Here is a 22,194-nt window from a genome sequence, read left to right on the forward strand (position 1 = left end):
TTTAGAGGACAATTGACAGAGGACAGATGACAATGAAGGTGAGTTTTCCTCCTTACGTCAGAAAACTAATTTATTTTTAAGTAATGTTTTGCTAAAGCAAAACATCACTTAAGTAGGTATCTAAAATCTATGATTTTCAGATAATTACTTACTAAAAGAGTACCCATGAAAAACAAAAGAACATAAATTTCTTTTAAATTGAAGATTTTTCGCAGCATAGCGGAGAAAAATCATCCTTCACTGTCCTCTGTCAATTGTCAATTGTCCTCTTGAAAATTTATATTCTAACTAATATTTCATTTATTTCTTCACTTACTTTTATTCTTTCACTGTAAACCCAGTCAACGTCAAATTCTAAATTAAATATTTTAGAAAATGAGTAATACATATTTATCTTTTGATAATATATTTCCAAGTCATCTAAATTACCCATAAAACATTGTGGTTTAAATAAACTATCTTGTTTATTGACAAATAATTCGTCTACGTATTCCAAAAACTCATTCATTAAATCTTCTCTTGAAACATCAAAGGGAACCTTCAATAAATCCCACTGATCTTCTTCTTTTAGCTTATATGTCTTTATTTTATCTAAAATCAATATATATTCGCTGATATCCATCTTTGTATAATAATCTAATTTTTCTTCTCTAGTCCCCCACAAAGCTAATTTTTCATTTAAAGATAAACTCTTGATTTTTAATATTGCATCTGATGGTCCAATAACTGCTCTTTCTATTTTTTCATCTTCAGCTTCTAATTTGGATTTAATAAAATCTTGAGTATCTCCAGCACTAGCTACATAACCTATATCATAAATACCTATTCGTCCTGCACGTCCACTTACCTGTTTTACTTCTTGTGATGTAAGTTCCCGTACTTCTTCGCCATCAAACTTTTTTATATTGATAAAAATAATTCTTCTAATAGGCAAATTAACTCCCATCCCTATTGCATCAGTGGTAACTAGCACCTTTGTCTCCTTATTTGTAAATTGCTCATACTGCATTTTTCTAACTTCTGGAGGCAAATCTCCATATATTATACTGGCTTTAATACCTTTACTTGAATATTTCTGTGCTATCTCCAGCACTCTTTTTTTAGAAAAAACTACAACAGCGTCACCTTCCTTGATGTCATCATAATTAAATTTCTTATTTTCAACTTCTAGAGGAATAATTCTTTTATATTCTTTTATCTCATACTCATCTTCACAATCACTTATAATTGTTTCTAATATGTCTTTAGCATTAAGAGCTCCACATATATGAATTTCATCACATTTTAGCCCTAATAAGGCTCTGCTCCATGCCATTCCCCTTTGTTTATCATTAATCATTTGAATTTCATCAATAACAGCTATATCATAGTGTTCCTTTAAATTAAGCTTTTCTATTGTACAAGAGGTATGAGTTGAGCCTATCTTTAATACTTCTTCTTCACCAGTTAATAAGTCACAATTTATGCCTTCTTTATTTAATTTCTCAAAGTTCTCCAAAGCAAGAATTCTAAGTGGTGATAAATATACTCCTTTTTTTGCCGTTTTGAGGCGTTCTACAGCATTATAAGTTTTACCTGTATTCGTATCCCCTAGATGAATATAGAATTTTCTCTTCATGTGCCTAGTCTCAATATATTCATCCTTGGGATTATCAGGAAATGTCTTTTCAAACTCTTCAGCAATTAATTTAGGTATATGATTTTTAGTAAGTACTGTCATTATGCCTGAATTCAAAAAAGCATTGTAATTTTCTTTTATAATTTCATAAAAATCAAAGTGTGTATTATTCTTCTTATTGTAACTATCAAGTATTCTCTTTGATACATTTTCCAGTAATTCTTCATAGCTTTCATATACATATTCAAAGTCCTTTAATCCTTCATTTTTCATCTCTTTAAGTTTAACTAGCTTTTTTCTTATGGAACTTTCATGTTCTATAAGTGCTCCTGGTTTTGAATAATATACGATCTCTTCAATGTGATTAATTTGACTTTTTAATTTTTTAAATTCTTTTTGTGATGAATTCTTCTTCATATGTTTTCCTCCGCCTAGTCTATTTAATTATTCAAATATTATATTCTCCTATCTTATTGAGTTTATCCGATGACTACCTGCTCTAATACGCCCTTGCACACAGCAAAAGCGACTATCACCAAATCTTTATAAAATTAATGTAAATAAAAGATGTAATGATGTGGTTGTTATAATTGAAATCATAAGAATAAGTCCCACCATTTTTAAAGTGGTTTTTGTGCTAAGTTCTTTAACCATTGTAAAGAATGATGCTAAACATGGTGTTGAAAGCGTCAAAAAAATGCAGGCACAAATAAACTGCGGGGCAGTAAGGTTGAGTGGAACAAGAAGTGCAACAGAGGCATCTTTGCGTAGAAAATTTAGAAGCATAATTGGAGCAATTTCCGCAGGCAGTCCAAATAAAATTTTTGTTGGCCATTTTACAATTTCTATAATAAAACTCAGTACATGAAGCACACTTAGCACATTCATTACCAGAACACCCACTGCAATCATTGGAAGAACTTCAGCAAAATATTCGGCAATACGAATCCACAACTTTCCAGCCATTAGCTTTATTGATGGAATCCTACATGCCGGAAATTCAGTAAAAAATTCTATTGAATCCTCATTTTTATAAAATTTGTTCATAAGTACATTCATGCTTATTGCAAGAAAGATTAAAATGGCATAAATCGTAATTACAGTTAAAACTCCGTAATTCATACCAAGTGATACAATCATGGCACTTTGAGAAAGACACGGCGCACTCATAAAAATTAGTGTAATGGTTAGAATTTTTTCACGTCTATTTGTCAGACTCCTCGTTGCCATAAATGCAGGTACCTTACAGCCAAGACCCAACATAACTGGAATTGAAGAATAACCATGCAGCCCAAGATGATGAAAAAATTTATCAAAAACAACTGAAAGTCTTGGTAGATACCCAAAATCCTCTAAAAAGCCAAAAACAAGATAGAACGAAAAAAAGTATGGAAATACAGATACAAGTGCAATATAGACTCCACTTGTGAGTATACCAAAAGACTGCAATGGATCTGAATAAGCTGTATTTCCAACAAGGATCTCCCTTAAACCCAAAATTGGAATATGCTTTACCATAGATTGCAATAGAGGATTATACAGATGTGAATAAAATGGCTCAAATACTCTATTTATCAAACCTTCTCCCAAAAATCGAACAATAATAAGTGTGAATACAAGTACGAAAATTGCTGTTATGATACCGCCAACTGGATGAAGTGTAAAATCACTGATACGTTCAAGCAGCGTATGGTGCCGGTGTGACAATTTCTGTACTGATTTAATAATGCTGCCAATTAAATTCCAGCGATCTGCTTCATTTAATTCTATATTGCATGTTTTTGCATGGGCTAAGGAATCAAGAAGTTTAGAAATTCCCTCAGAGCGAAGAGCACTCACTGGTATTACTGGAACACCAAGCAGTTTTTCTAACGCTTGTACATCAATTGTAATGCCTTTGTGTACTGTGTCGTCCCAAAAATTCAAACAAACCACAGTAGGTTTTTTCTTTTGAAGAAGTTGAAGAGTTAGATTGAGATTGCGTTCAAGATTTGTGGAATCAATAATGTCTATTATAATGTCTGCCTCATCAATCAATTGAAGTGCTATTTCATCCGTTTTTGAAAATTTTTCAAGCGAATAGATACCTGGACCGTCAATAATTTCATATTCATTGCTTTTATACCTACATTTCCCGGCCTTCATTTCAACTGTGGTTCCAGCATAATTGGCCGTAGCTATTCTAATTCGTGTCATGCGTGAGAAAATAAGACTTTTCCCTACATTCGGATTACCTGCAAGTATAACTTTTTTCATATATTCCCCCTAATTTTAAATATCAAAAGCTTTAAAATTAAACGTTCTTTTGCTATATTGGATCAACAATGATATTTCTAGCCATCTCATATCCTACCGCAAATTGCATGGGACCTTTTTCAATAACAATTGGCCCTTCAGCTAGTATTGCACTCTTTTTTATAATAATTGTATCAGGAATTATTCCCATAGATTTCAGCATTTTTATAAGGATAGTATTTCCTTGAAGTTCTCGTACTTTTGCAGATTTCCCAACTTCAATTTCCGTAAGATTTACTCCAAATTTATGTACAGGCAATCTGTTTTTTGATTCTGACATATTTTTAGATTTTCTTAACTTATTCATTGATAAATTTGCAAACATAGTATTCATCTCCTAAATAATTTTTTATAACCAAAACTACCTAAACTTATTTTGATAGGACAATCATGATAAATTCACAGAGACTTTCTTATTTTTAATATCATATATATAATATTAACTGTCTTCTAACTGATAATTATAATCAATTTCAATAAAAAAGTCAATAGCTTTATTTAATACAATTATTCTTAAATTGTACTATATCAAAAGTAAAAAAAGTTTACAGCTAAATTTACTGCAAACTCTTTTTCATTATGGAGAGTTCATTTTATTTTCAATACAGTTTCTAACATATCTAATATTTCATCAAATCTCTTTATAGTATCTTCTAAGGGCTTAGATGAAGTCATATCCACTCCTGCTTTTTTCAATACATTTATTGGATAATCACTGGACCCACTCTTCAAAAATCCCTTATACGCTTCTACAGCCTTTTCTCCATTTTCTAGTATTGCATTAGCAAAAGAATGTGCTGCTGCGTAGCCTGTAGCATACTGATATACATAAAAATCCCAATAAAAATGAGGAATTCTCGACCACTCCATATCTATTTCTTCATCTACAACCATATCCGGTCCAAAATATTTTACATTCAATTCTCTCCAAATCTTACATAAATCTTCTCCTGTAAGTGGTGTTCCATTTTCTATACTTTCATGAGTTACTTTTTCAAATTCGGCAAACATAACCTGTCTGAATACAGTAGTCCTAATTTGCTCTAATTCTTGATTTATGAGATAAAGCTTTCTTTTTTTATTCTTTTCGTTATCAATTAAATAATGTATTAATAAGCTTTCATTAGTAGTTGAAGCCACTTCTGCACAGAAAAGAGAATAATCTGAATATATATAAGGTTGATTTTTTCTCGAATAATAGGAATGTATGGAATGCCCCATTTCATGTGCTAAAGTAGAAACATCTGTAAGCTTATAGTCATAATTTAAAAGTACATAAGGCATAGTATCATAATCCCCTGTGGAATAAGCTCCTCCTCTTTTGCCTTTGTTTGGATATATATCTACCCATCCATCCTTTATTCCTTCATCAAATATATCTAAATACTCTTCTCCTAAAGGTTTTAATCCTTCTTTTACTATTTTTACTGCTTCATCAAATTCTATATGTTCTTCTACAGTGTCTATTAGTGGTACATACAAATCGTACATATGCATTTCATGAAGTCCTAAAAGTTTCTTTTTAATGCTTACATATCTGTGCAGGGATTTTAAATTGTTATTTACAGTATCAACTGTATTATTGTAAACATCTAATGGAATATCATTAGGTTTTAATGAACATTCCATTGAACTTTTATACTTTCTAGTTTTTGATATAAAAACAAAATTTTTAATATTTGAGGTAAGTGATGCGGCTAAAGTATTTTTATACTTTTTATAAGTGTTAAATAGTGATTTAAAGGCTTCTTTTCTAACAGATCTCTTTTTAGACCTTATAAAACCTGAATAATTTACATCAGTAAGTTCAACTCTTTTTCCCCTCTCATCCTTTATTTTGGGGAAAGTCATATCTGCATTAGATAACATACTGTACACTTTCTCTGGGGCATTTAAGCAATCTGATACTGAAGCTATAAGTTCCTCCTGCTCCACACTTAAAATATGAGGTTTCTTTTTCAAAATTCTTTCTAGTAAAAACTTATACATATTTAATTCGGGAACAGCCTTCATAAATTTATCTATAGTTCCTTCTGGCAAACTCAATATTTCAGGAATAAAAAATGCTTCCATGCTTTTTATTTCAGCACTATATGCATATATTTTATCTCTTAAAACTTGAAAAGTAGGATTAGTTGTATCTTCATCATTTTTCATGTGTGCAAAAATAACTAGTTTTCCTGCCAATCTTGAAACTTCTTCATCCAGCTTAAAATATTCTAAAAGCTTCTCGCCTTCAAATAATTTACCAGCGTATTCACTTAATTTTGGTGCTATGGATTTTAACTTTTCAAAATCCTTTTTCCAGCTTTCTATATCCTTATATATTTTCTCTACCTTCCATTTATCTTCTTTTAATATTTCATCTCTTCTTTTTGTCTGTACCATATAAAATTCTACTCCTTTTCTATAAAAATAATATTTAGGAATCTTCAAAATTAGTTTTCCTACATTTTACTTTAATTATAAAGATTTTTACTTCATATTACTACACTATTGCTTTTACAATACTGTTGAATAAAATTATGAATTATACGATAAAATAATAATTATATTAAATGTACTATCAAAATAATAGGAGAGGATATTATGAAATTTGCCACATATATTAAATCTATTTTAAATGGCTTGTATTTAAGTCTCAAGAGATTTCCTTTAACTATAATGTTCTCAGCTTCTGTTTTCTTAACACTTATAGTAATATCTGAAGCCAATCCTAAAGAAAATACCTTGACTAGAGTTGCTATGGCATTGGCACTAGGAATCCCCATTTCACTTTGCATAAAACTTTTCTTTGAAAAAACAAATGGAAAAAGCATATTTAAGCTCACTTCAGCTTACTTATGCGGAATTTTATTTTTAATTGCTTATTACTTTTTATTTTTTAAAACTATGGATATGGTTTCTGTTACAAGATATGCTGCTATAAGCACTACATTATATTTAGCTTTTCTATTCATCCCCTATTTTCTAAAAAAAGAACAATTTGAAATGTACGTTATAACTATATTTACAGGATTTTTTATCACTATAATCTACTCAATTGTACTATACTTGGGACTTTCTGCCATTTTATTTACAATAGATAAATTACTTGGAATAAAAATCTTAGGAAAAATTTATTATTATGTATGGTTGTTTGTAGTCTTTATATTTTCACTGTTATACTTTCTTTCAGGAATACCAATTAGTCATGAAGAAATATCAGTAAAATCTTATCCAAAACTTTTAAGAATACTGCTTTTATATATTGTAATGCCTCTTTTAACTGCATACACAATAATATTATATATATATTTTGGTAAAATAATAATAACAAAACAATGGCCTGTTGGCTTAGTTTCCCACTTGGTTTTATGGTATTCAGTTATTGTTACAATAGTGCTGTTCTTTATTACTCCTATAAGGAATCATAATATATGGCAAAATAAATTTTTTAAAATTTTTCCTAAAATAATTCTACCTCTTATTATAATGATGTTTGTCTCCATAGGCATACGTATAAATGCTTATGGAGTAACAGAAAAAAGATACTTTACACTTATCTTAGGTATTTGGTTATTTTTTATAATGATATATTTATCATTTATTAAAAAAATTAGAAACATATTGATCCCTTTTACTCTTTCCATAGTAGCTTTAATCTCAGTATTTGGACCTTTAAGTAGTTACTCTATTTCAAAAACAAGCCAAAATAATAGACTTGAAAATATACTTATAAAAGATAAGATGCTCAAAAGCGGAAAGATACAAAGTTCTCCTGATATTTCTAAAGAAGATAAATCTGAAATTAGCAGTATACTTGATTACTTTAATAAAAATCACAGTTTTCAAGATGTTAAATATGTTCCTAAAGGCTTTAAGTTAGATGATATGAATAATGTATTTGGATTTTCTTTTGTACCTCAAAGCTATGGTTCCTATATGGGATACTTTAATTTTATAAGAAATCAATCAGAAAAATCCATTGATATAGCTGGATATGATTATCTTTTTGATATGAAAAGCCTAGAAAATGGTGCAAATACTTCAATTTCACCTTTAAGCGCTTCTTATAACTATGAAACATTTGTTATAAAAGTAATTTATAAAGGCAATCAAATTTACACTAAAAATTTGAATTCTTTTGTAAAAGATCTCATTGATAAATATGGTATGCTTTCAAAAGAAAATGCATTATCACCTAAAGAAATGACTCTAACTGAAGAAAATGGAAAAGTAAAAGTTAAATTTATATTTTTAAATATATCTGGCAATAAAAATGATACAAATAGAGGAGTTAATGCCAAAGAAATCAATTTTTATATGCTTGTTAAAATCAAATAAAAATGCTCCCCTTTCCAGTAACAGATTCTTAATTTTTTAATCTGCCTGACTTAAGGAGAGCATGTCAATTTTAAATAATACGGTGTCCTTCAAAATTGTTCGTTTTTTAGTTTAGTCAATTTAATTCTATGAAAAATCCCCCTATATACCGATTAGTATAGAATACTCTCTCACTTACATCGTTAACTGTAAAATTTATTTTCTTAGATAACCTACTGCAATCACAACAGGAACAGTAATAGCAACTGCTGCACCTATAGCAATATTCACGCTTTTAGATCTTGTCCTAATTAATCTAATTTTACCATGCATATATGGTTCCATCAGTTCTCCAATCAGTTCCACCTGATAAAACTCCATTTTCATCTCTCCAGATTATCTGACCTCTTCCAAAATCGGTCTCATCAATGGCATAACTTATTTTGTGCCCTTTATCGTACAAAGCTTTTGCCAAATACTGAGGAAAAGCATGCTCAATACTAATATTTTTTCCCTCATTCCACATCCATCTTGGAGCATCCAGTGCTGCTTGTGGATTTAAATTAAAATCAATACAGTTCATCAATACCTGTACATGAGCTTGAGGCTGCATAAAGGCTCCCATAATTCCAAAAGGTCCTACAGCTTTGCCATTTTTCATTAAAAATCCAGGAATTATTGTGTGATATGGCTTTTTTTCAGGTTCCAGTGCATTGGCATGATTGGGATCAAAGGAAAAATTTTTTCCTCTGTTATGCAGAGCAATACCTGTTCCAGGTACCACTAGCCCTGAACCAAAGTCCATATAATTACTCTGTATGTATGACACCATATTCCCATATCCATCAGCAGTAGCAAGATAAACCGTTCCACCTTTTGGGTTTTTACTAAATTCAGGCATAAAAGCAGTTTCTTTTATTCTTTTCCTTTTTTCATCAGCATAAGCATCAGACAGCAAGTCCTCTATTTTAATTGTCATTTTATTTCTATCTGTTACATACCTTAAAGTATCTTCAAAAGCCAATTTCACTGCTTCCATTTGCTTGTGATAAGTATCTACAGAATTTTTTTCATTGAATTCAAACCCCTTTAATATATTAAGAGCTATGAGTGCAGTGATACCCTGTCCATTTGGAGGAATCTCACACACATCATAACCTCTGTAATTAATACTTATAGGTTTTACCCATTCAGCATGGTATTTTTCTAGATCCTCTTTTCTTATATATCCACCAGTTTTCCTTGAAAAATCATCTATTTTTTCAGCCAGTTCTCCTCTATAAAATGCTTCACTTTTAGTCTCAGCTATAATTTTTAATGTTTTTGCATGATCCTTTAAAGTAAACATTTCCCCTATTCTTGGAGCCCTTCCCTCTGGTGCAAAAGTATCAAACCAGTATTTAAATTTTTCATTAGTTAAATTTCTTTTGTATAACTCATAAGCTCTTCTCCAAAATTTTCCTACTGTTGGAGTTACAGGGAAACCTTCCTCTGCATACCTTATAGCAGGTTCTAATAGCTTTTCAAAAGGCAATTTCCCAAATTTTTCTGAAAGTGATGCCCATGCTGCAGGAATTCCTGGAACATTAACAGGTTCCCATCCAAACTGTGGTATTTGATTATATCCTGCTTTTTTCAAAATAGGTATAGAAATTCCTTTTGGCGATGGTCCACTTGAATTTAATCCATGCAATTTACCATTAAACCATACTGTAGCAAAAGCATCACCACCAATTCCATTTGATGTTGGCTCACATACAGTCAAGCAGGCAGCTGTTGCAATAGCAGCATCTACTGCATTGCCCCCCTTTTTTAGAATCTCAAATCCAGCTTCTGCTGCGAAAGGTTGAGATGTAGCCACCATTCCTCTTTTCCCATAGGCCGTGCTTCTTGCTGAACTAAAAGGATTGTATAAGGCATTAAAATTCATAATATCCACCCCCTATAATACTAATATGAAATAAAAGTAACATATTACATATATTATTAAAGTCATGATACAGCAACGTAAAACTTATGTCAATATATTCCTCTATCCTTTATCCGATGACTACCTGCTCTAATACTCCCACTTCTACAAACGTACGTTGCGAGCAGCTACGTCTCTGGATAACGATTTTCCCTAAAGGATAACGTATTCTAAGTGCTTAAGCACTAAGAATCCTGTTAATAAGCATCAGGTGGAGTCAAAACTCCATCTGATGCCAAGAACTCTGTTTATATGTTTTCCTCCCCATCAGCCTTACATCTTATTTAATTGTTTCGCAATACATTGATATTCTTTATCCAATGCTTCTTTATCACAATCTTTTAAGGACATTCTAGAAACAATTTCAGTAAGCTTCATCTGTAAAATTGATTTTTCTATATACACATTTTCCTGATTTTTTGATACCTTTTTATTTTTCTCAAATTGTTCCAAATTTCCTTCAAATTCCGTTATTTTTTCATTTTCAAGTATAAACACTCTATTCGCTACAGAATTTATAAAAGCTCTATCGTGAGATACAAAGAGTACAGTTCCTTCATAACCTTTTAGGAAATCTTCTAGTGCCTCAATAGACTGCATATCAAGATAGTTTGTAGGTTCATCAAGAAGCAGTACATTAGCCTTTGATGCAAAAAGCTTTGCAAAAGAAACCTTTATTTTCTCTCCACCGCTTAAAACTTCAACCTTTTTATTCACTGCATCACCAAAAATCAATAATCTTGCTAAAATTGTTCGAACACAGCTTTCACTTTGAATGCTACTAACCATAACATTTTGGAGTACAGTTTTATCAAAATCAAGATCTTCAAAGTTCTGATGAAAATATCCAATAACCGCTTTTGGCACAGTATAAATTTGCTCATCCTGCATATTTATAAGATTTAATAGTGTAGTTTTTCCAGAGCCATTATCTCCTACAACTGCTGTCTTCATTCCATTATAAACCTTAAATTTAGCATTATGAAAAATCTCATTTTTATTATATTTAAAACAAAAATTAGAACTAGATATAATAATTTTATTCTGTGGAGGGTTGGTCAAAGAAAAATCAATTTTTACTTTTAAAATTTTATCGGGTTTTTCCTTAACTTGCAGCTTTTCAATACGTGACTTTATGCCCTTTACTGCACCATCTAATTTTTTCTTCTTTTCATTGACTGCACGTTTGTGAAGCCTTGCTTCAGAATTTCCCATTCTCTTTGGAGTTTTTTTCATAGATTTTGATTTACTGTTTACATCTCTTGTTGCTTTTTCAAGCCTTATTTTCTCCTCTATATATTCTTCATATTCCGTCTTCTGCCTTTTTATTCTCAAATCTTTTTGCTTTTTGTAAAAAGAATAGTTTCCTTCGTAAAAGAAAAGTTTGCCATTTCTTATTTCAATAATTTTATTACATAGGGTATCCATAAAATCTCTATCATGGCTTATCAGCACAATAGTTTCTATCTTACTCAACTTTTCCTTTAGTATTTTAATACTTTTATAATCTAAATTGGACGTAGGTTCATCTGCCAGAAGCAAAGAACTGTTTTTACTTAACTCAGCTGCAATACTAAGTTTAGCACGTTCACCTCCACTTGCCTTCTGACAATCAAACTTATCATCGACTCCAAATTCTTTAAAAAGCTTACCTTGCGTATTCACATTTTCATCTGAAAATTGTTTTATATACGCTGCAGAACAATACCTTTTAATAACACCTGTATCTGCATCTGTCTCTCCTGATAAAATATTCAAAAGTGTAGTTTTACCTGCACCGTTTTCTCCTACAATACCAATTTTATCTCCTCTTCGTATTTCTAAATCATTGGTAGATATGATTAATCTATCTCCATAATATTTTTTCAAATTCACAGCTTCTAAAATAAGCATAAAAAAAATCTCTCCTTTGCAAACGCTGGAAAGATAAATGAATCCATAAGTATATAGCTATGCCAAAAAAGCATAAACATCTATAGTAATTATTATTTCATTTAAACTAACCCAGCAAAAATAAAGGCACAAAAAGCCTTAAAAATAAATCACAATTGATTTTAAAAAACGCTGAATTAGTTAATCTTCATTAATTACATACCTTGACCTTTCTATAATATATTTTATATATTACTATATTTAGAATAATATATCAACCTATCTCATTTCACATAACAATCACTGTTTATCTCATCTCTTGAAATTTCTTTTCCATATTCATAAGTAACTTTATAAGCTTTTGCCTCACAAACTGCCTTACCAGATCTATTTACTGTTTTCACACTATTTACAAGTTTATAGGTCTTTTTAGTCAACTTAGAATTGGAATAAATATTAAATGTAAGTTTCTTATCATCAGTAGTACATTCTATATATATGGGATACCCCAGTGTATTTTTAAATTTATAATCTATGTTTCCATAATCCACAGTAGCATCCATTCCAATACCTACATAACTCACAGGCATATTATGGTGATCTCTTTCTGTAGGCACTATACCTGATTCTACTACAGCATTATGAAGAGTACTTGATACCTGACATACTCCTCCTCCTAATCCAGATTCCACTTTATCACCTACAATAACATGTGCGGCTTCATATCCTCTTTCTGCTGTTCTCTCTCCTACTATTTTGTTAAAACTAAAGGTTTCATTTGGCATAACAACAGTTCCATTCAATGCTTTAGAAGCTACCTGTATGTTATTAGCTCTGTTTGCTGTAGAAGAAGAAAAATCCGTAGCAAAACTGGATATTTTCGTATCTATTTTCTGCAAATCCGATTTCTTTATAGCAGGCTCAACTTTTTCTATTTTAACATCAACTATAATATCCTTAATATCCCTATTTCCTATTTCCCTATCAATATCCCTAAGAAGCTTGTCCTTATCAACCTCATATCCTACATCTTCTTTAGTAATTTGGAATTTATCGTTTTTACCTTTAGTTATACTTGCACTTACTTGTTTTTTATCACATTCACCTTGAATTTTTGATATAGTTTTTTCAATTTCTTTTTTATCATAACTGTATTCTAGAGAAAAATTTTTTTCTTTGCCACTGCTTATGATCTTGTATTTGTAAGACATGTCTCCACTTTTACCATAGTCAAAAGCATTTTTTATTGTATCTTCTAGGTTATAACTTATGTTCAACTTTGAATAATTTATTGTATACATCTTATTGTCAATTTTAATCACTATATTTTTCTTTAATATCTCATTTATGTACTTATTCCTTAAAGTACTTACCGCTTCTTCTTGTGTTTTTCCGCTTAATTTTATACCTTCAACTTTAACTCCTGGATATATGAGTTTATTATATCTATTAACTAAAAAATGTACCCATATTACGTGTAAAGCATATATAAATAAAACTAATATACAAAGAGACCTTACTGCTTTCTTTTTATTAATTTTTAATTTTTGTTTTTTTATTAATCTTTCTTCTCTGTCTATACTTTCTACCATTTACTACTATGAATCCTCCTAAAGCTCAAACTTACTTTTAATAAAAGTTAATATATACTTGAAAATGTACCCTCTTATTCCCAAGTATATATCAACTTTTCACTTAGTATCTATTTAGAAGCTTTTTCTTTAAGCTTGTTAAATTCTTCTTGGGACGGATAACCTGTATTTAAATTCAAACCTTCTTCTATGGATTTTATTGCTGATTCTTTATCTCCTGCTTTTATTTGTGAATCTGCTAGATCATACCAGTAAAATCCTACCTTTGGCATTTCCTTTACTTTCTGCTCATAATAAGGAACCACTGACTGCTTAAAGTAATTAGGATAGAGTTCTTCTGCTGATTTAAAATCTTTTCCATTCCACTTTAATATATCAACAACATAGGCATTGCCAGTATCATGGTTCCATGTAGCTATTGCCTTCATACTTTTTCCTGGAATATCTACTATGTCTAGTTTAGAATAATATATATCTTCATTTGATATTTTACCTAAGGCATTATTATTCCATTTATAAACGGAAAGTTGTCCTGTAGTTCCACCAATTCTTCTGCCCAGAAGCACTTCATCTTTTCCATCACCATCTATATCTGCTGTCTGTACAAAATCTATTTTAAAACCTTCTCCAGGCTCATCCAAAACCTTAGTCCAATTTCCACCTGCTTTTTTTAAGGCCATTACATTTATTTTTTCATTTTCTTCATTTAACTTATATGAAGTAATAATTTCATTCGTGCCATCCCCATCCAGGTCCTTTAAAAAAACATTATCCTCTTCTTTGGTATTACCCCAAGTTACAATTTGTGCATTTTTAGGTAAAAAACTTTTTACTATACTTACGTAATTTGTTTTATTTTGATCTGTTTCTAATAATCCACTTTTAGTTTCTTTTTTATTACTGGAAGTCGTAGTTTGTGAACTTCCAGTCGAAACTTCCTTAGCTATATTGGGATAATTTATTTTACTCTCTTTTGGTTTTAATACTTTATCATTAGTTTTTAATCCCATAGCTTGGGCAGGTATATTAGTTATACCAATCATGCACACAGCAGCTAAAATTGAAACAGGTACTCCTATCCATTTAAACGGATGTTTCTTAAAATTTTTTATCATAATTACCCTCCTCTTTATATTTGACCCTCTTTTAATTATTCCACTAGTTCCAGGAACCCACTTAATACCTGAAACAAATCGAGCAAGTTTTATAATAGTTTCACCGTATTTGTTTTGCTCTTCTTCCCCTAAATAGGACAGCACATGAGCATCACAGGCTAATTCGGAATCTTCTCTCATCTTGCTAAAAGCAAACCATATTACAGGATTAAACCAGTTAATTATTTCCAAAAGCAATGTTATCCAGTTTACAAAGATATCTTTTCTCTTAAAATGAGAAAGTTCATGCAAAAAAATACACTTTTTTTCCTCAAGAGAAAGTTTCTGCACTAAATCCGAATCAATTAAAATCTTAGGATTAATAACCCCAAAAAGTGAAGGAGTCTTTACATATTTATCATAAATAATAGGTATAGATCTAGAAATATTCATAATAGCTTTGGATTTTTTTAAAATTGTAATTGTATCCATATCTTCGCAATGAGACTGCTTTCTTACCTTTAAAAAGAATATTCCATTCATAGATAATATAATAGATAAAATTAGGATAACACCTAATGCCCATACTACACTTGCTGCGTTAAAATAGTAATTAAAATCCTTAACTTTTGTTTCTTTGAAGTCACTCTTTTTTTCTAAATCAGATTCTGGAATTTGGCTGTCACTCTTAATATTATTTTCTTCATAGTTAGTATTTCTAACTATACTTTGAGATGTCTGAATTCTCTGGGTGGCATTTGCAAATACATTAAACTTACTTAGCGGGGTGTCGAATTCAGTAGGTATAATCAACCTAATGATAAGCAAAAACCATATAAAATATTGCCAAGAGGCATTAAGTTTATTTTTTAATAAATTTTTTAAAACAAGAATTATAATTGTAACTATACTACCTACAACTGACGATAACACAACCATTTTAAATATATAAGAAAGCTGCATGAAAACTGTCCCCCCTACTTCTTTTTAGGAATTTGGAAGAAACTAACAAGTCAAAGATGCGACGGATATTTTTTATCAGACAAGGAGGTAGGTTCCGCAGATAGTGAATCCTATCTAAGGGTTCTACCGACGCAGTATGATAAAAAATAGGTTAGCATACTGACTGGTTATTTCTTTGAAAATCCCTTATCATCTAATATTTGTTTTAATTCTTCTATTTCCTTCTCGGATAATTTCTCATCTTTTATAAAATTGGAAATCAACAAATTGATTGAGCCATCATAGACTTTTTTAATAAAAGATTTTGTCTCCACCTTTTTACATTCTTTCTCGGATATATTAGGGGAATATAAATAAAAAGGTTCGTCTTTTTTTACATTGATAGCATCTTTAGTTACCAGTCTGCTAATAAGAGTATGAATAGTTTTGGGATTCCAAGAACTATTCTCCTTTAAAATCTCAATAATTTCGCTGGAAGTAAGGGGCGATTTTTTCCATAAAACTTTCATCACTTCCCATTCTGAATCCGATATTTTAGGTATTTTGTTCAATTTTTTCACCTCCTTTTGTACTACAAATGTAGTCTTTAAATATGATACTACATTTGTAGTCTCCATTTGTCAAGCAAATTTTATACTTTCATTAAAAAAATATAGGATAAATAGTATTTAACTATCTATCCTATAACAAACTTACTACATTTATCCGATGACTACCTGCTCTAATACTCCCACTTCTACAAGTGGAAGTAAAGAGCAGTTACGTCCCTGGATAACGATTTCTAAGCATCAGATGGAGTCAAAACTCCATCTGATACTAAGAACTCTGTTTATTCAGCAGCCAGAGAATCTTCAAACTGGCTATTATAAAGGTTAGCGTAAAATCCTTTCTTTTTCAAAAGTTCTTCATGATTTCCCTGTTCTACAATATCACCATTATTCATTACAAGAATTAAATCTGCATCACGCACTGTAGACAATCTGTGTGCAATAATAAAACTAGTGCGATCTTTCATAAGGTTATCCATCGCCTTTTTTATCCTAACTTCTGTACGGGTATCTACAGAACTAGTTGCCTCATCAAGGATAAGAACTTTAGGGTCTGCAAGTATAGCCCTCGCAATTGTTAAAAGCTGCTTTTGCCCTTGAGATACATTGGAAGCTTCTTCATTTAAAATCATATTGTATCCATCTGGTAGGGTGCGCACAAAACTATCCACATGAGCTGCCTTTGCTGCAATTTTAACCTCTTCATCAGAAGCATTAAGCCTCCCATACCTTATATTCTCTATTATGCTTCCATTATAGAGCCACGTATCCTGGAGCACCATACCAAATATAGATCTCAGGTCATTTCGTCTAAAATCTCTTATATCATGTCCGTCTACTAAAATAGCTCCACTATTTATATCATAAAATCTCATTAAAAGTTTTACCATAGTAGTTTTTCCTGCACCTGTTGGTCCTACAATTGCAACTTTTTCACCTGGCTTTATTTTAGCCGAAAAATCATTTATAACAACTTTGTCAGGATTATATCCAAAATGAACATTTTTAAATTCTACATATCCTTCAACCTTTTCAAGTTTTACAGGATTGCAAGTTTCAGGTACTGCTTCTTCCTCTTCTAAGAATTCAAATACACGCTCTGCTGAAGCAGCAGTTTGTTGAAGTATGTTTGATATATTTGCTATTTGAGTAATTGGCTGGGTAAAAAACCTTACGTACTGTATAAAAGCTTGGATATCTCCAACTTCAATAGTCTTTTTTATGGCAAGCCACCCTCCGAGTACACACACACCTACATAACCAAGATTGCTGACAAAATTCATAATTGGCATTATCATGCCTGATAAAAACTGTGATTTCCATGCAGATTTATACAATGTATTATTTAGTCCATCAAACTTTTCAATGCTATCTTCTTCGCCATTAAAAGCTCTCATAACTATATGACCGCCATACATTTCCTCTACGTGCCCATTTACATGTCCCAGGTAGTCCTGCTGCTCTTTAAAATATTTCTGGGATTGTTTGATTATGAACATCATAATTCCCATAGACAGTGGAATTATGCAAAGTGCTACTAAAGTCATAGTAAAGCTTATGCTCAGCATCATCACAAGTACCCCTACTACAGTAGCAATGGAAGTAATTATCTGAGTCAAACTCTGATTTAGAGTCTGACTCACCGTATCCACATCATTGGTAACACGAGATAGTACTTCCCCTTGATTTGTTCCATCAAAATATTTAAGAGGTAATCTATTTATTTTCTTTGAAATTTCTTTTCGCATCTTGTAGCTTACTTTCATGGAGACCCCAGACATAAGCCATCCCTGAATATAACTAAAAAGTGTACTTAATGCATATAATCCTGCGAGTATTATTAATATCCTAGCTATATAATCAAAGTCTATTCCAGAGCCTGAGCCTGAAATTTTACCCATAATTCCCTCAAAGAGCTTAGTTGTAGCCTTACCCAATATCTTAGGCCCCACTATAGAAAACAGAGCACTTGCAGCTGCAAATATAAATACTATGATAACAGCTAATTTATATTCATTCATATATGACATGAGCTTTTTCATAGTACCTTTAAAGTCATTTGCCTTTTCGCCGCCCTGTATCATACCACCAGGTCCATGCTGATGTACTTTTTGTCTTTTTGTCTTATATTTATCACTCATGCCAATTCCTCCTTTGAAAGCTGTGAAAGAGCAATCTCCCTATAAGTTTCACAATTTTTCATAAGCTCCTCATGAGTACCTATTCCTACTACATTACCATCATCAAGAACTATTATTTGATCTGCATCCATAATTGTAGAAATACGCTGTGCCACAATAAGGAATGTACTTGAAGTAGTCTCTTTTCTAAGTGCCTTTCTAAGAGCAGCATCCGTTTTAAAATCGAGAGCAGAAAAACTATCATCAAATACATAAATTTCAGGTTTCTTTACAAGAGCACGGGCAATAGAAAGTCTCTGTTTCTGACCTCCAGATACATTTGAACCTCCCTCAGAAATTTCACTTTTAATTCCCTTAGTTTTTTCATTTATAAATTCTTCGGACTGAGAAACTTCTATAGCATAATTTATACCATCGTAACCTACTTCTTTATCTCCATATTTAAGGTTAGATTCAATTGTGCCACTAAATAAGTATCCTTTCTGTGGTACATATCCAATTTTATCCCGAAGTTCATGTTGAGTTATTTTCTTTACATTCACTCCATCTACAAGCACTTCACCAGCTGTTACATCATAAAAACGCATAATCAAATTTACAAGAGTTGTCTTTCCAGAACCTGTAGAACCTATAAATGCCGTTGTTTTTCCAGGAAGAGCTTTAAAACTTACATTTTTTAAGGCATCTTCACCTGCTCCAGGATACCTGAAAGATACATTATTAAATTCAACAAGTCCCTGTATATTGTCTTCAAAATGTGCCCTATCTTCTGGATCTACAATTGAAATATCTGTTTCTAAAACTTCTTCAATACGCCCTGCAGAAACCGATGCTCTTGGTATTAAAATAAACATCATAGCAAGCATTAAAAATGCCATAATTATCTGCATTGCATACTGCATAAATGCCATCATGTCTCCTACCTGCATATTTGAATTTGCAACTTCATGAGATCCAACCCATATTATAAGCAGTGTAATTCCATTCATTACAAACATCATTACAGGCATCATGGACACCATCACACGATTTACAAACAAATTTGTCTTTGTCACGTCTTTATTTGCCCTGTCAAAACGCTCTTCTTCAAACTTTTGTGTATTAAAAGCCCTTATTACCATCATTCCAGAAAGATTTTCACGAGTTACAAGGTTTAGTTTATCTATAAGCTTTTGTATAATTTTAAACTTTGGGAAAGCTACTGCAAATACTACAAGTATCAACCCTAAAAGCACTATAACTGCAAGTGCAATAATCCAGGACATGGATTTACTTTTTCCCATAGCTCTTATTACACCACCAACTCCCATAATTGGTGCATAAAATACCATCCTTATCATAATAACCATGAGCATTTGTATTTGCGTAATATCATTTGTACTCCTTGTTATAAGAGATGCGGTTGAAAATTTATCAAATTCCGCATTTGAAAAGTTCTCAACTTTTTCAAATACATTTTTACGTAAATTTCTGGCAAGTCCTGCTGCAGTTCTTGCTGCTAAAAATCCAACTGCAACGGTACACACACCTCCAAGAAGCGATATAAAAAGCATAGTTACTCCAACATTTATTATATATTTGCTCTGGATTTTATCCGTATTCATTCCAAGTGCCTTGTATTCTGCTTTAATTTTAGAGGCAGTTAATTGGACAACCATATTATCATCCAAACTAGATGTTTTCTTGTTTATGTCTTCAATTATTTTTAGACGCTGCTTATCTGGCATTTTAGAAATCATATCAAATAAATCTGCACTAGCCGGTATTTTCATGCCATTAAATGAAATTACCCCATTTTTCGCACTGGACTTAATCTGTTCAACACCTGAAGCATCTATTATGGACCTTCCCATTATAGAACTTAATTTGTTCATTTCATTTTTATCAACATCCTTAAGCACAAAAATAGGTTCATTTTTGAGATTTGGATATTTCTTTAAATACCTAGTATAGTCTGCGTTTGATTTATCAACAGGAACATAACTTTTAGAAACTTCCTCTAAATCGCTTTTATTCATAAATATTTTTATTTTTTTCATTTGACTTTCTCTTATTGCCTGAGGTACAGAACTTACAATGCCGCCTTGCTGTATACCTTTATTTACAATATTAGATGTATAATCTGGAAGTGCAAGATCACACATGGCCTGTACGAACAAAAGCATTACAGCTGCAATAATCAGTCCTACAAAAGGTTTTAAATGCTTTATTAATTTAATCATATTATTGTATATTCTCCTTATATAAGTACTATAACTCACCTTTCTCAGTTTAAAAATATTACGAAGCAATTTTTTAAAGAACAAGGTTTAAAGTTCAAATATCAAATAAGGATAATTTTCTTCCTAACGTCAGGAAATATTAAAATTATAGATTTCCTGAGGTACGATGAAAATCATCTTTATCTGTTCTTTGTTATTTGAACTTTGTTATTTTCAAAAGCTTTGCTTCGCAATTTTCTTATATTAAATCAAAATTTTATATGTGCGAAAGTTGAGTAATATAATTTTATTTTAAATTACTTCTTCTTACTAACTAAATTTTTTAATATATGAAGTCCATTAAGTATACTATCAATTTCCTCTGGGGAAGCTTTACTCATCATATTCTCAAATTCTTGCTCAATTTTTTTAAAATTCCCCTGGAATCCATTTTTAAACTTATCAGTTACATCTACATAAACTACTCTTCTATCCTCATCACTTCTAGTCCTTTTTATTAGTCCTTGTTTTTCTAATCTATCTACAATTCCAGACACAGTGCTATTTGATAGTCCCATCTTCTTACTCAAATCACTTATTTTCATCTCACCATATCTGCGCAATATTTCAATAAGCATTCCTTGAGGTGCAGTAAGATTAAAATTATTAAAACTATTTTTTATGTTCTTTTTTAAAGAACATAATATTGTTTTCATTTCCCTCATTATTACAATACTTTTATTATCATCCATGTACTCACCTCTTTTACATTTTTAATTAAGTATTCCATAATATTTTGTATTGAAATCTTTCGTATGCGAACCTTTATGTGTAAAATATTTTACTACTAATGCTTTTTTTTATCAATATCTTTTTTATTACATTATTGTTAACAAAAATTAGAGGCATTTACTAAAAAGTAAATACCTCTCTGTAATATCATGAATACTTCAACTATTAATTTATCTCCAAACTTAATATAATAATTGAGTGTTATAGTTTAGGTGTATCAGTCGTTGTAAAACAATCTTTAGCAATCCCTAACAAGATGAATATTTCCGATGTTTTGACAAAGACTAACGCATAATAGTCTTTCTATTTCAGCAATAATCTTTACTTCAATTTTAAGATCTTGGGTAAATTTCGTTTTATCTTTTATTTCTATAATATTAGTTCCACTAATTTTTTCAATTTGACATTCCAATGAATCTTTATCAATACTTAGGCCTGGGCAATTTGGGTGTATATTTTTTAAATCTTCACAAAAAGGTTTATTGAAAATAAACTCTTTGGTTACCCTAAAGAAATGTTCCATAGGTTTTTGTTTACATCCTACCTTTATTTTAAAATCTTCGCATATTGCAAAAGTAATTTTCCCTTTTAACTTATGCTTTTTAGTTCCACAAGGATCTTCCACACATTCAAAATCACCGCATTCTAATACACAAATTTTAATACGTGCATTATTAGTATCAAAAGTTGCGTTAGTTAAATCTATTCCAGTGTCAACCGTTCTCATATCTTCAAAATTAAATATTTCATCAGCAAATATTACTTTAGCTTTTATTACTTCACAATGTCCCATAAACTTGACCT

Annotated in this window: 14 protein-coding genes; 1 reads left to right on the forward strand and 13 read right to left on the reverse strand. The window is 31.0% G+C overall.

The annotated features are described in order from the left end of the window. Positions 1-277: 277 nt before the first annotated feature. The 4 genes from CLRAG_RS19865 to pepF all read right to left on the reverse strand — a co-directional run bounded on the left by CLRAG_RS19865 (position 278) and on the right by pepF (position 6,301). A complete protein-coding gene (locus CLRAG_RS19865; protein WP_065079999.1) occupies positions 278-2,035 on the reverse strand; it encodes a helicase-related protein in 1,758 nt (585 codons plus the stop codon). Positions 2,036-2,161: 126 nt separating this feature from the next. Next, a complete protein-coding gene (locus CLRAG_RS19870; protein ID WP_065080000.1) occupies positions 2,162-3,874 on the reverse strand; it encodes a FeoB small GTPase domain-containing protein in 1,713 nt (570 codons plus the stop codon). Positions 3,875-3,926: 52 nt separating this feature from the next. Beyond that, positions 3,927-4,238: a FeoA family protein gene (locus tag CLRAG_RS19875; protein WP_065080001.1), complete on the reverse strand. Its 312-nt coding sequence runs from the start codon at positions 4,236-4,238 to the stop codon at positions 3,927-3,929. 263 nt (positions 4,239-4,501) lie between these two features. Continuing rightward, positions 4,502-6,301 carry an oligoendopeptidase F gene (gene pepF / locus CLRAG_RS19880; protein WP_065080031.1) on the reverse strand — a complete coding sequence of 600 codons (1,800 nt, stop codon included), beginning with the start codon at positions 6,299-6,301 and terminating at the stop codon, positions 4,502-4,504. Positions 6,302-6,502: 201 nt separating this feature from the next. Here pepF and CLRAG_RS19885 point away from each other — a divergent pair, with 201 nt between their 5' ends. Further along, on the forward strand, positions 6,503-8,239 hold the full coding sequence (locus CLRAG_RS19885) for a DUF4153 domain-containing protein (protein WP_065080002.1): 1,737 nt from the start codon (positions 6,503-6,505) through the stop codon (positions 8,237-8,239). A 301-nt stretch (positions 8,240-8,540) separates the two neighbouring features. Here the strand turns inward: CLRAG_RS19885 and ggt are convergent, their stop codons facing one another. From ggt to CLRAG_RS19930, 9 genes are all read right to left on the reverse strand, one after another. Continuing rightward, positions 8,541-10,148, reverse strand: a complete 1,608-nt coding sequence (gene ggt, locus CLRAG_RS19890; RefSeq protein ID WP_065080003.1) for a gamma-glutamyltransferase — start codon at positions 10,146-10,148, stop codon at positions 8,541-8,543. A 312-nt stretch (positions 10,149-10,460) separates the two neighbouring features. Further along, a complete protein-coding gene (gene abc-f / locus CLRAG_RS19895) occupies positions 10,461-12,080 on the reverse strand; it encodes a ribosomal protection-like ABC-F family protein (RefSeq protein WP_065080004.1) in 1,620 nt (539 codons plus the stop codon). 263 nt (positions 12,081-12,343) lie between these two features. Beyond that, complete coding sequence (locus tag CLRAG_RS19900) at positions 12,344-13,651, reverse strand: VanW family protein (RefSeq protein ID WP_065080005.1); 1,308 nt, start codon at positions 13,649-13,651, stop codon at positions 12,344-12,346. Positions 13,652-13,761: 110 nt separating this feature from the next. Next, positions 13,762-15,708 carry a M56 family metallopeptidase gene (locus tag CLRAG_RS19905; protein WP_065080006.1) on the reverse strand — a complete coding sequence of 649 codons (1,947 nt, stop codon included), beginning with the start codon at positions 15,706-15,708 and terminating at the stop codon, positions 13,762-13,764. 167 nt (positions 15,709-15,875) lie between these two features. Further along, positions 15,876-16,259 (reverse strand): BlaI/MecI/CopY family transcriptional regulator, encoded by a 384-nt coding sequence (locus tag CLRAG_RS19910; RefSeq protein ID WP_083985816.1) that lies wholly within the window; start codon positions 16,257-16,259, stop codon positions 15,876-15,878. Positions 16,260-16,537: 278 nt separating this feature from the next. Then, positions 16,538-18,397 carry an ABC transporter ATP-binding protein gene (locus tag CLRAG_RS19915; protein ID WP_065080007.1) on the reverse strand — a complete coding sequence of 620 codons (1,860 nt, stop codon included), beginning with the start codon at positions 18,395-18,397 and terminating at the stop codon, positions 16,538-16,540. Next, positions 18,394-20,619, reverse strand: coding sequence for an ABC transporter ATP-binding protein (locus tag CLRAG_RS19920; protein ID WP_065080008.1), 2,226 nt, complete (start codon positions 20,617-20,619; stop codon positions 18,394-18,396). Before CLRAG_RS19920 ends, CLRAG_RS19915 begins: the two co-directional genes overlap by 4 nt. 296 nt (positions 20,620-20,915) lie before the next feature. Beyond that, a complete protein-coding gene (locus tag CLRAG_RS19925; RefSeq protein ID WP_065080009.1) occupies positions 20,916-21,350 on the reverse strand; it encodes a MarR family winged helix-turn-helix transcriptional regulator in 435 nt (144 codons plus the stop codon). A 278-nt stretch (positions 21,351-21,628) separates the two neighbouring features. Further along, on the reverse strand, positions 21,629-22,183 hold the full coding sequence (locus CLRAG_RS19930) for a hypothetical protein (RefSeq protein WP_065080010.1): 555 nt from the start codon (positions 22,181-22,183) through the stop codon (positions 21,629-21,631). Positions 22,184-22,194: the final 11 nt, after the last annotated feature.

It is taken from the genome of Clostridium ragsdalei P11, assembly GCF_001675165.1.
GTDB lineage: Bacteria > Bacillota > Clostridia > Clostridiales > Clostridiaceae > Clostridium_B > Clostridium_B ragsdalei.

Coding starts and splice junctions, on each gene's coding strand:
- abc-f (WP_065080004.1), bottom strand. CDS start 12,080: ATGCTTATTTTAGAAGCTGTGAATTTGAAAAAATATTATGGAGATAGA.
- CLRAG_RS19875 (WP_065080001.1), bottom strand. CDS start 4,238: ATGTTTGCAAATTTATCAATGAATAAGTTAAGAAAATCTAAAAATATG.
- CLRAG_RS19930 (WP_065080010.1), bottom strand. CDS start 22,183: ATGGGACATTGTGAAGTAATAAAAGCTAAAGTAATATTTGCTGATGAA.
- CLRAG_RS19900 (WP_065080005.1), bottom strand. CDS start 13,651: ATGGTAGAAAGTATAGACAGAGAAGAAAGATTAATAAAAAAACAAAAA.
- CLRAG_RS19885 (WP_065080002.1), top strand. CDS start 6,503: ATGAAATTTGCCACATATATTAAATCTATTTTAAATGGCTTGTATTTA.
- CLRAG_RS19925 (WP_065080009.1), bottom strand. CDS start 21,350: ATGGATGATAATAAAAGTATTGTAATAATGAGGGAAATGAAAACAATA.
- pepF (WP_065080031.1), bottom strand. CDS start 6,301: ATGGTACAGACAAAAAGAAGAGATGAAATATTAAAAGAAGATAAATGG.
- CLRAG_RS19865 (WP_065079999.1), bottom strand. CDS start 2,035: ATGAAGAAGAATTCATCACAAAAAGAATTTAAAAAATTAAAAAGTCAA.
- ggt (WP_065080003.1), bottom strand. CDS start 10,148: ATGAATTTTAATGCCTTATACAATCCTTTTAGTTCAGCAAGAAGCACG.
- CLRAG_RS19920 (WP_065080008.1), bottom strand. CDS start 20,619: ATGATTAAATTAATAAAGCATTTAAAACCTTTTGTAGGACTGATTATT.
- CLRAG_RS19905 (WP_065080006.1), bottom strand. CDS start 15,708: ATGCAGCTTTCTTATATATTTAAAATGGTTGTGTTATCGTCAGTTGTA.
- CLRAG_RS19870 (WP_065080000.1), bottom strand. CDS start 3,874: ATGAAAAAAGTTATACTTGCAGGTAATCCGAATGTAGGGAAAAGTCTT.
- CLRAG_RS19915 (WP_065080007.1), bottom strand. CDS start 18,397: ATGAGTGATAAATATAAGACAAAAAGACAAAAAGTACATCAGCATGGA.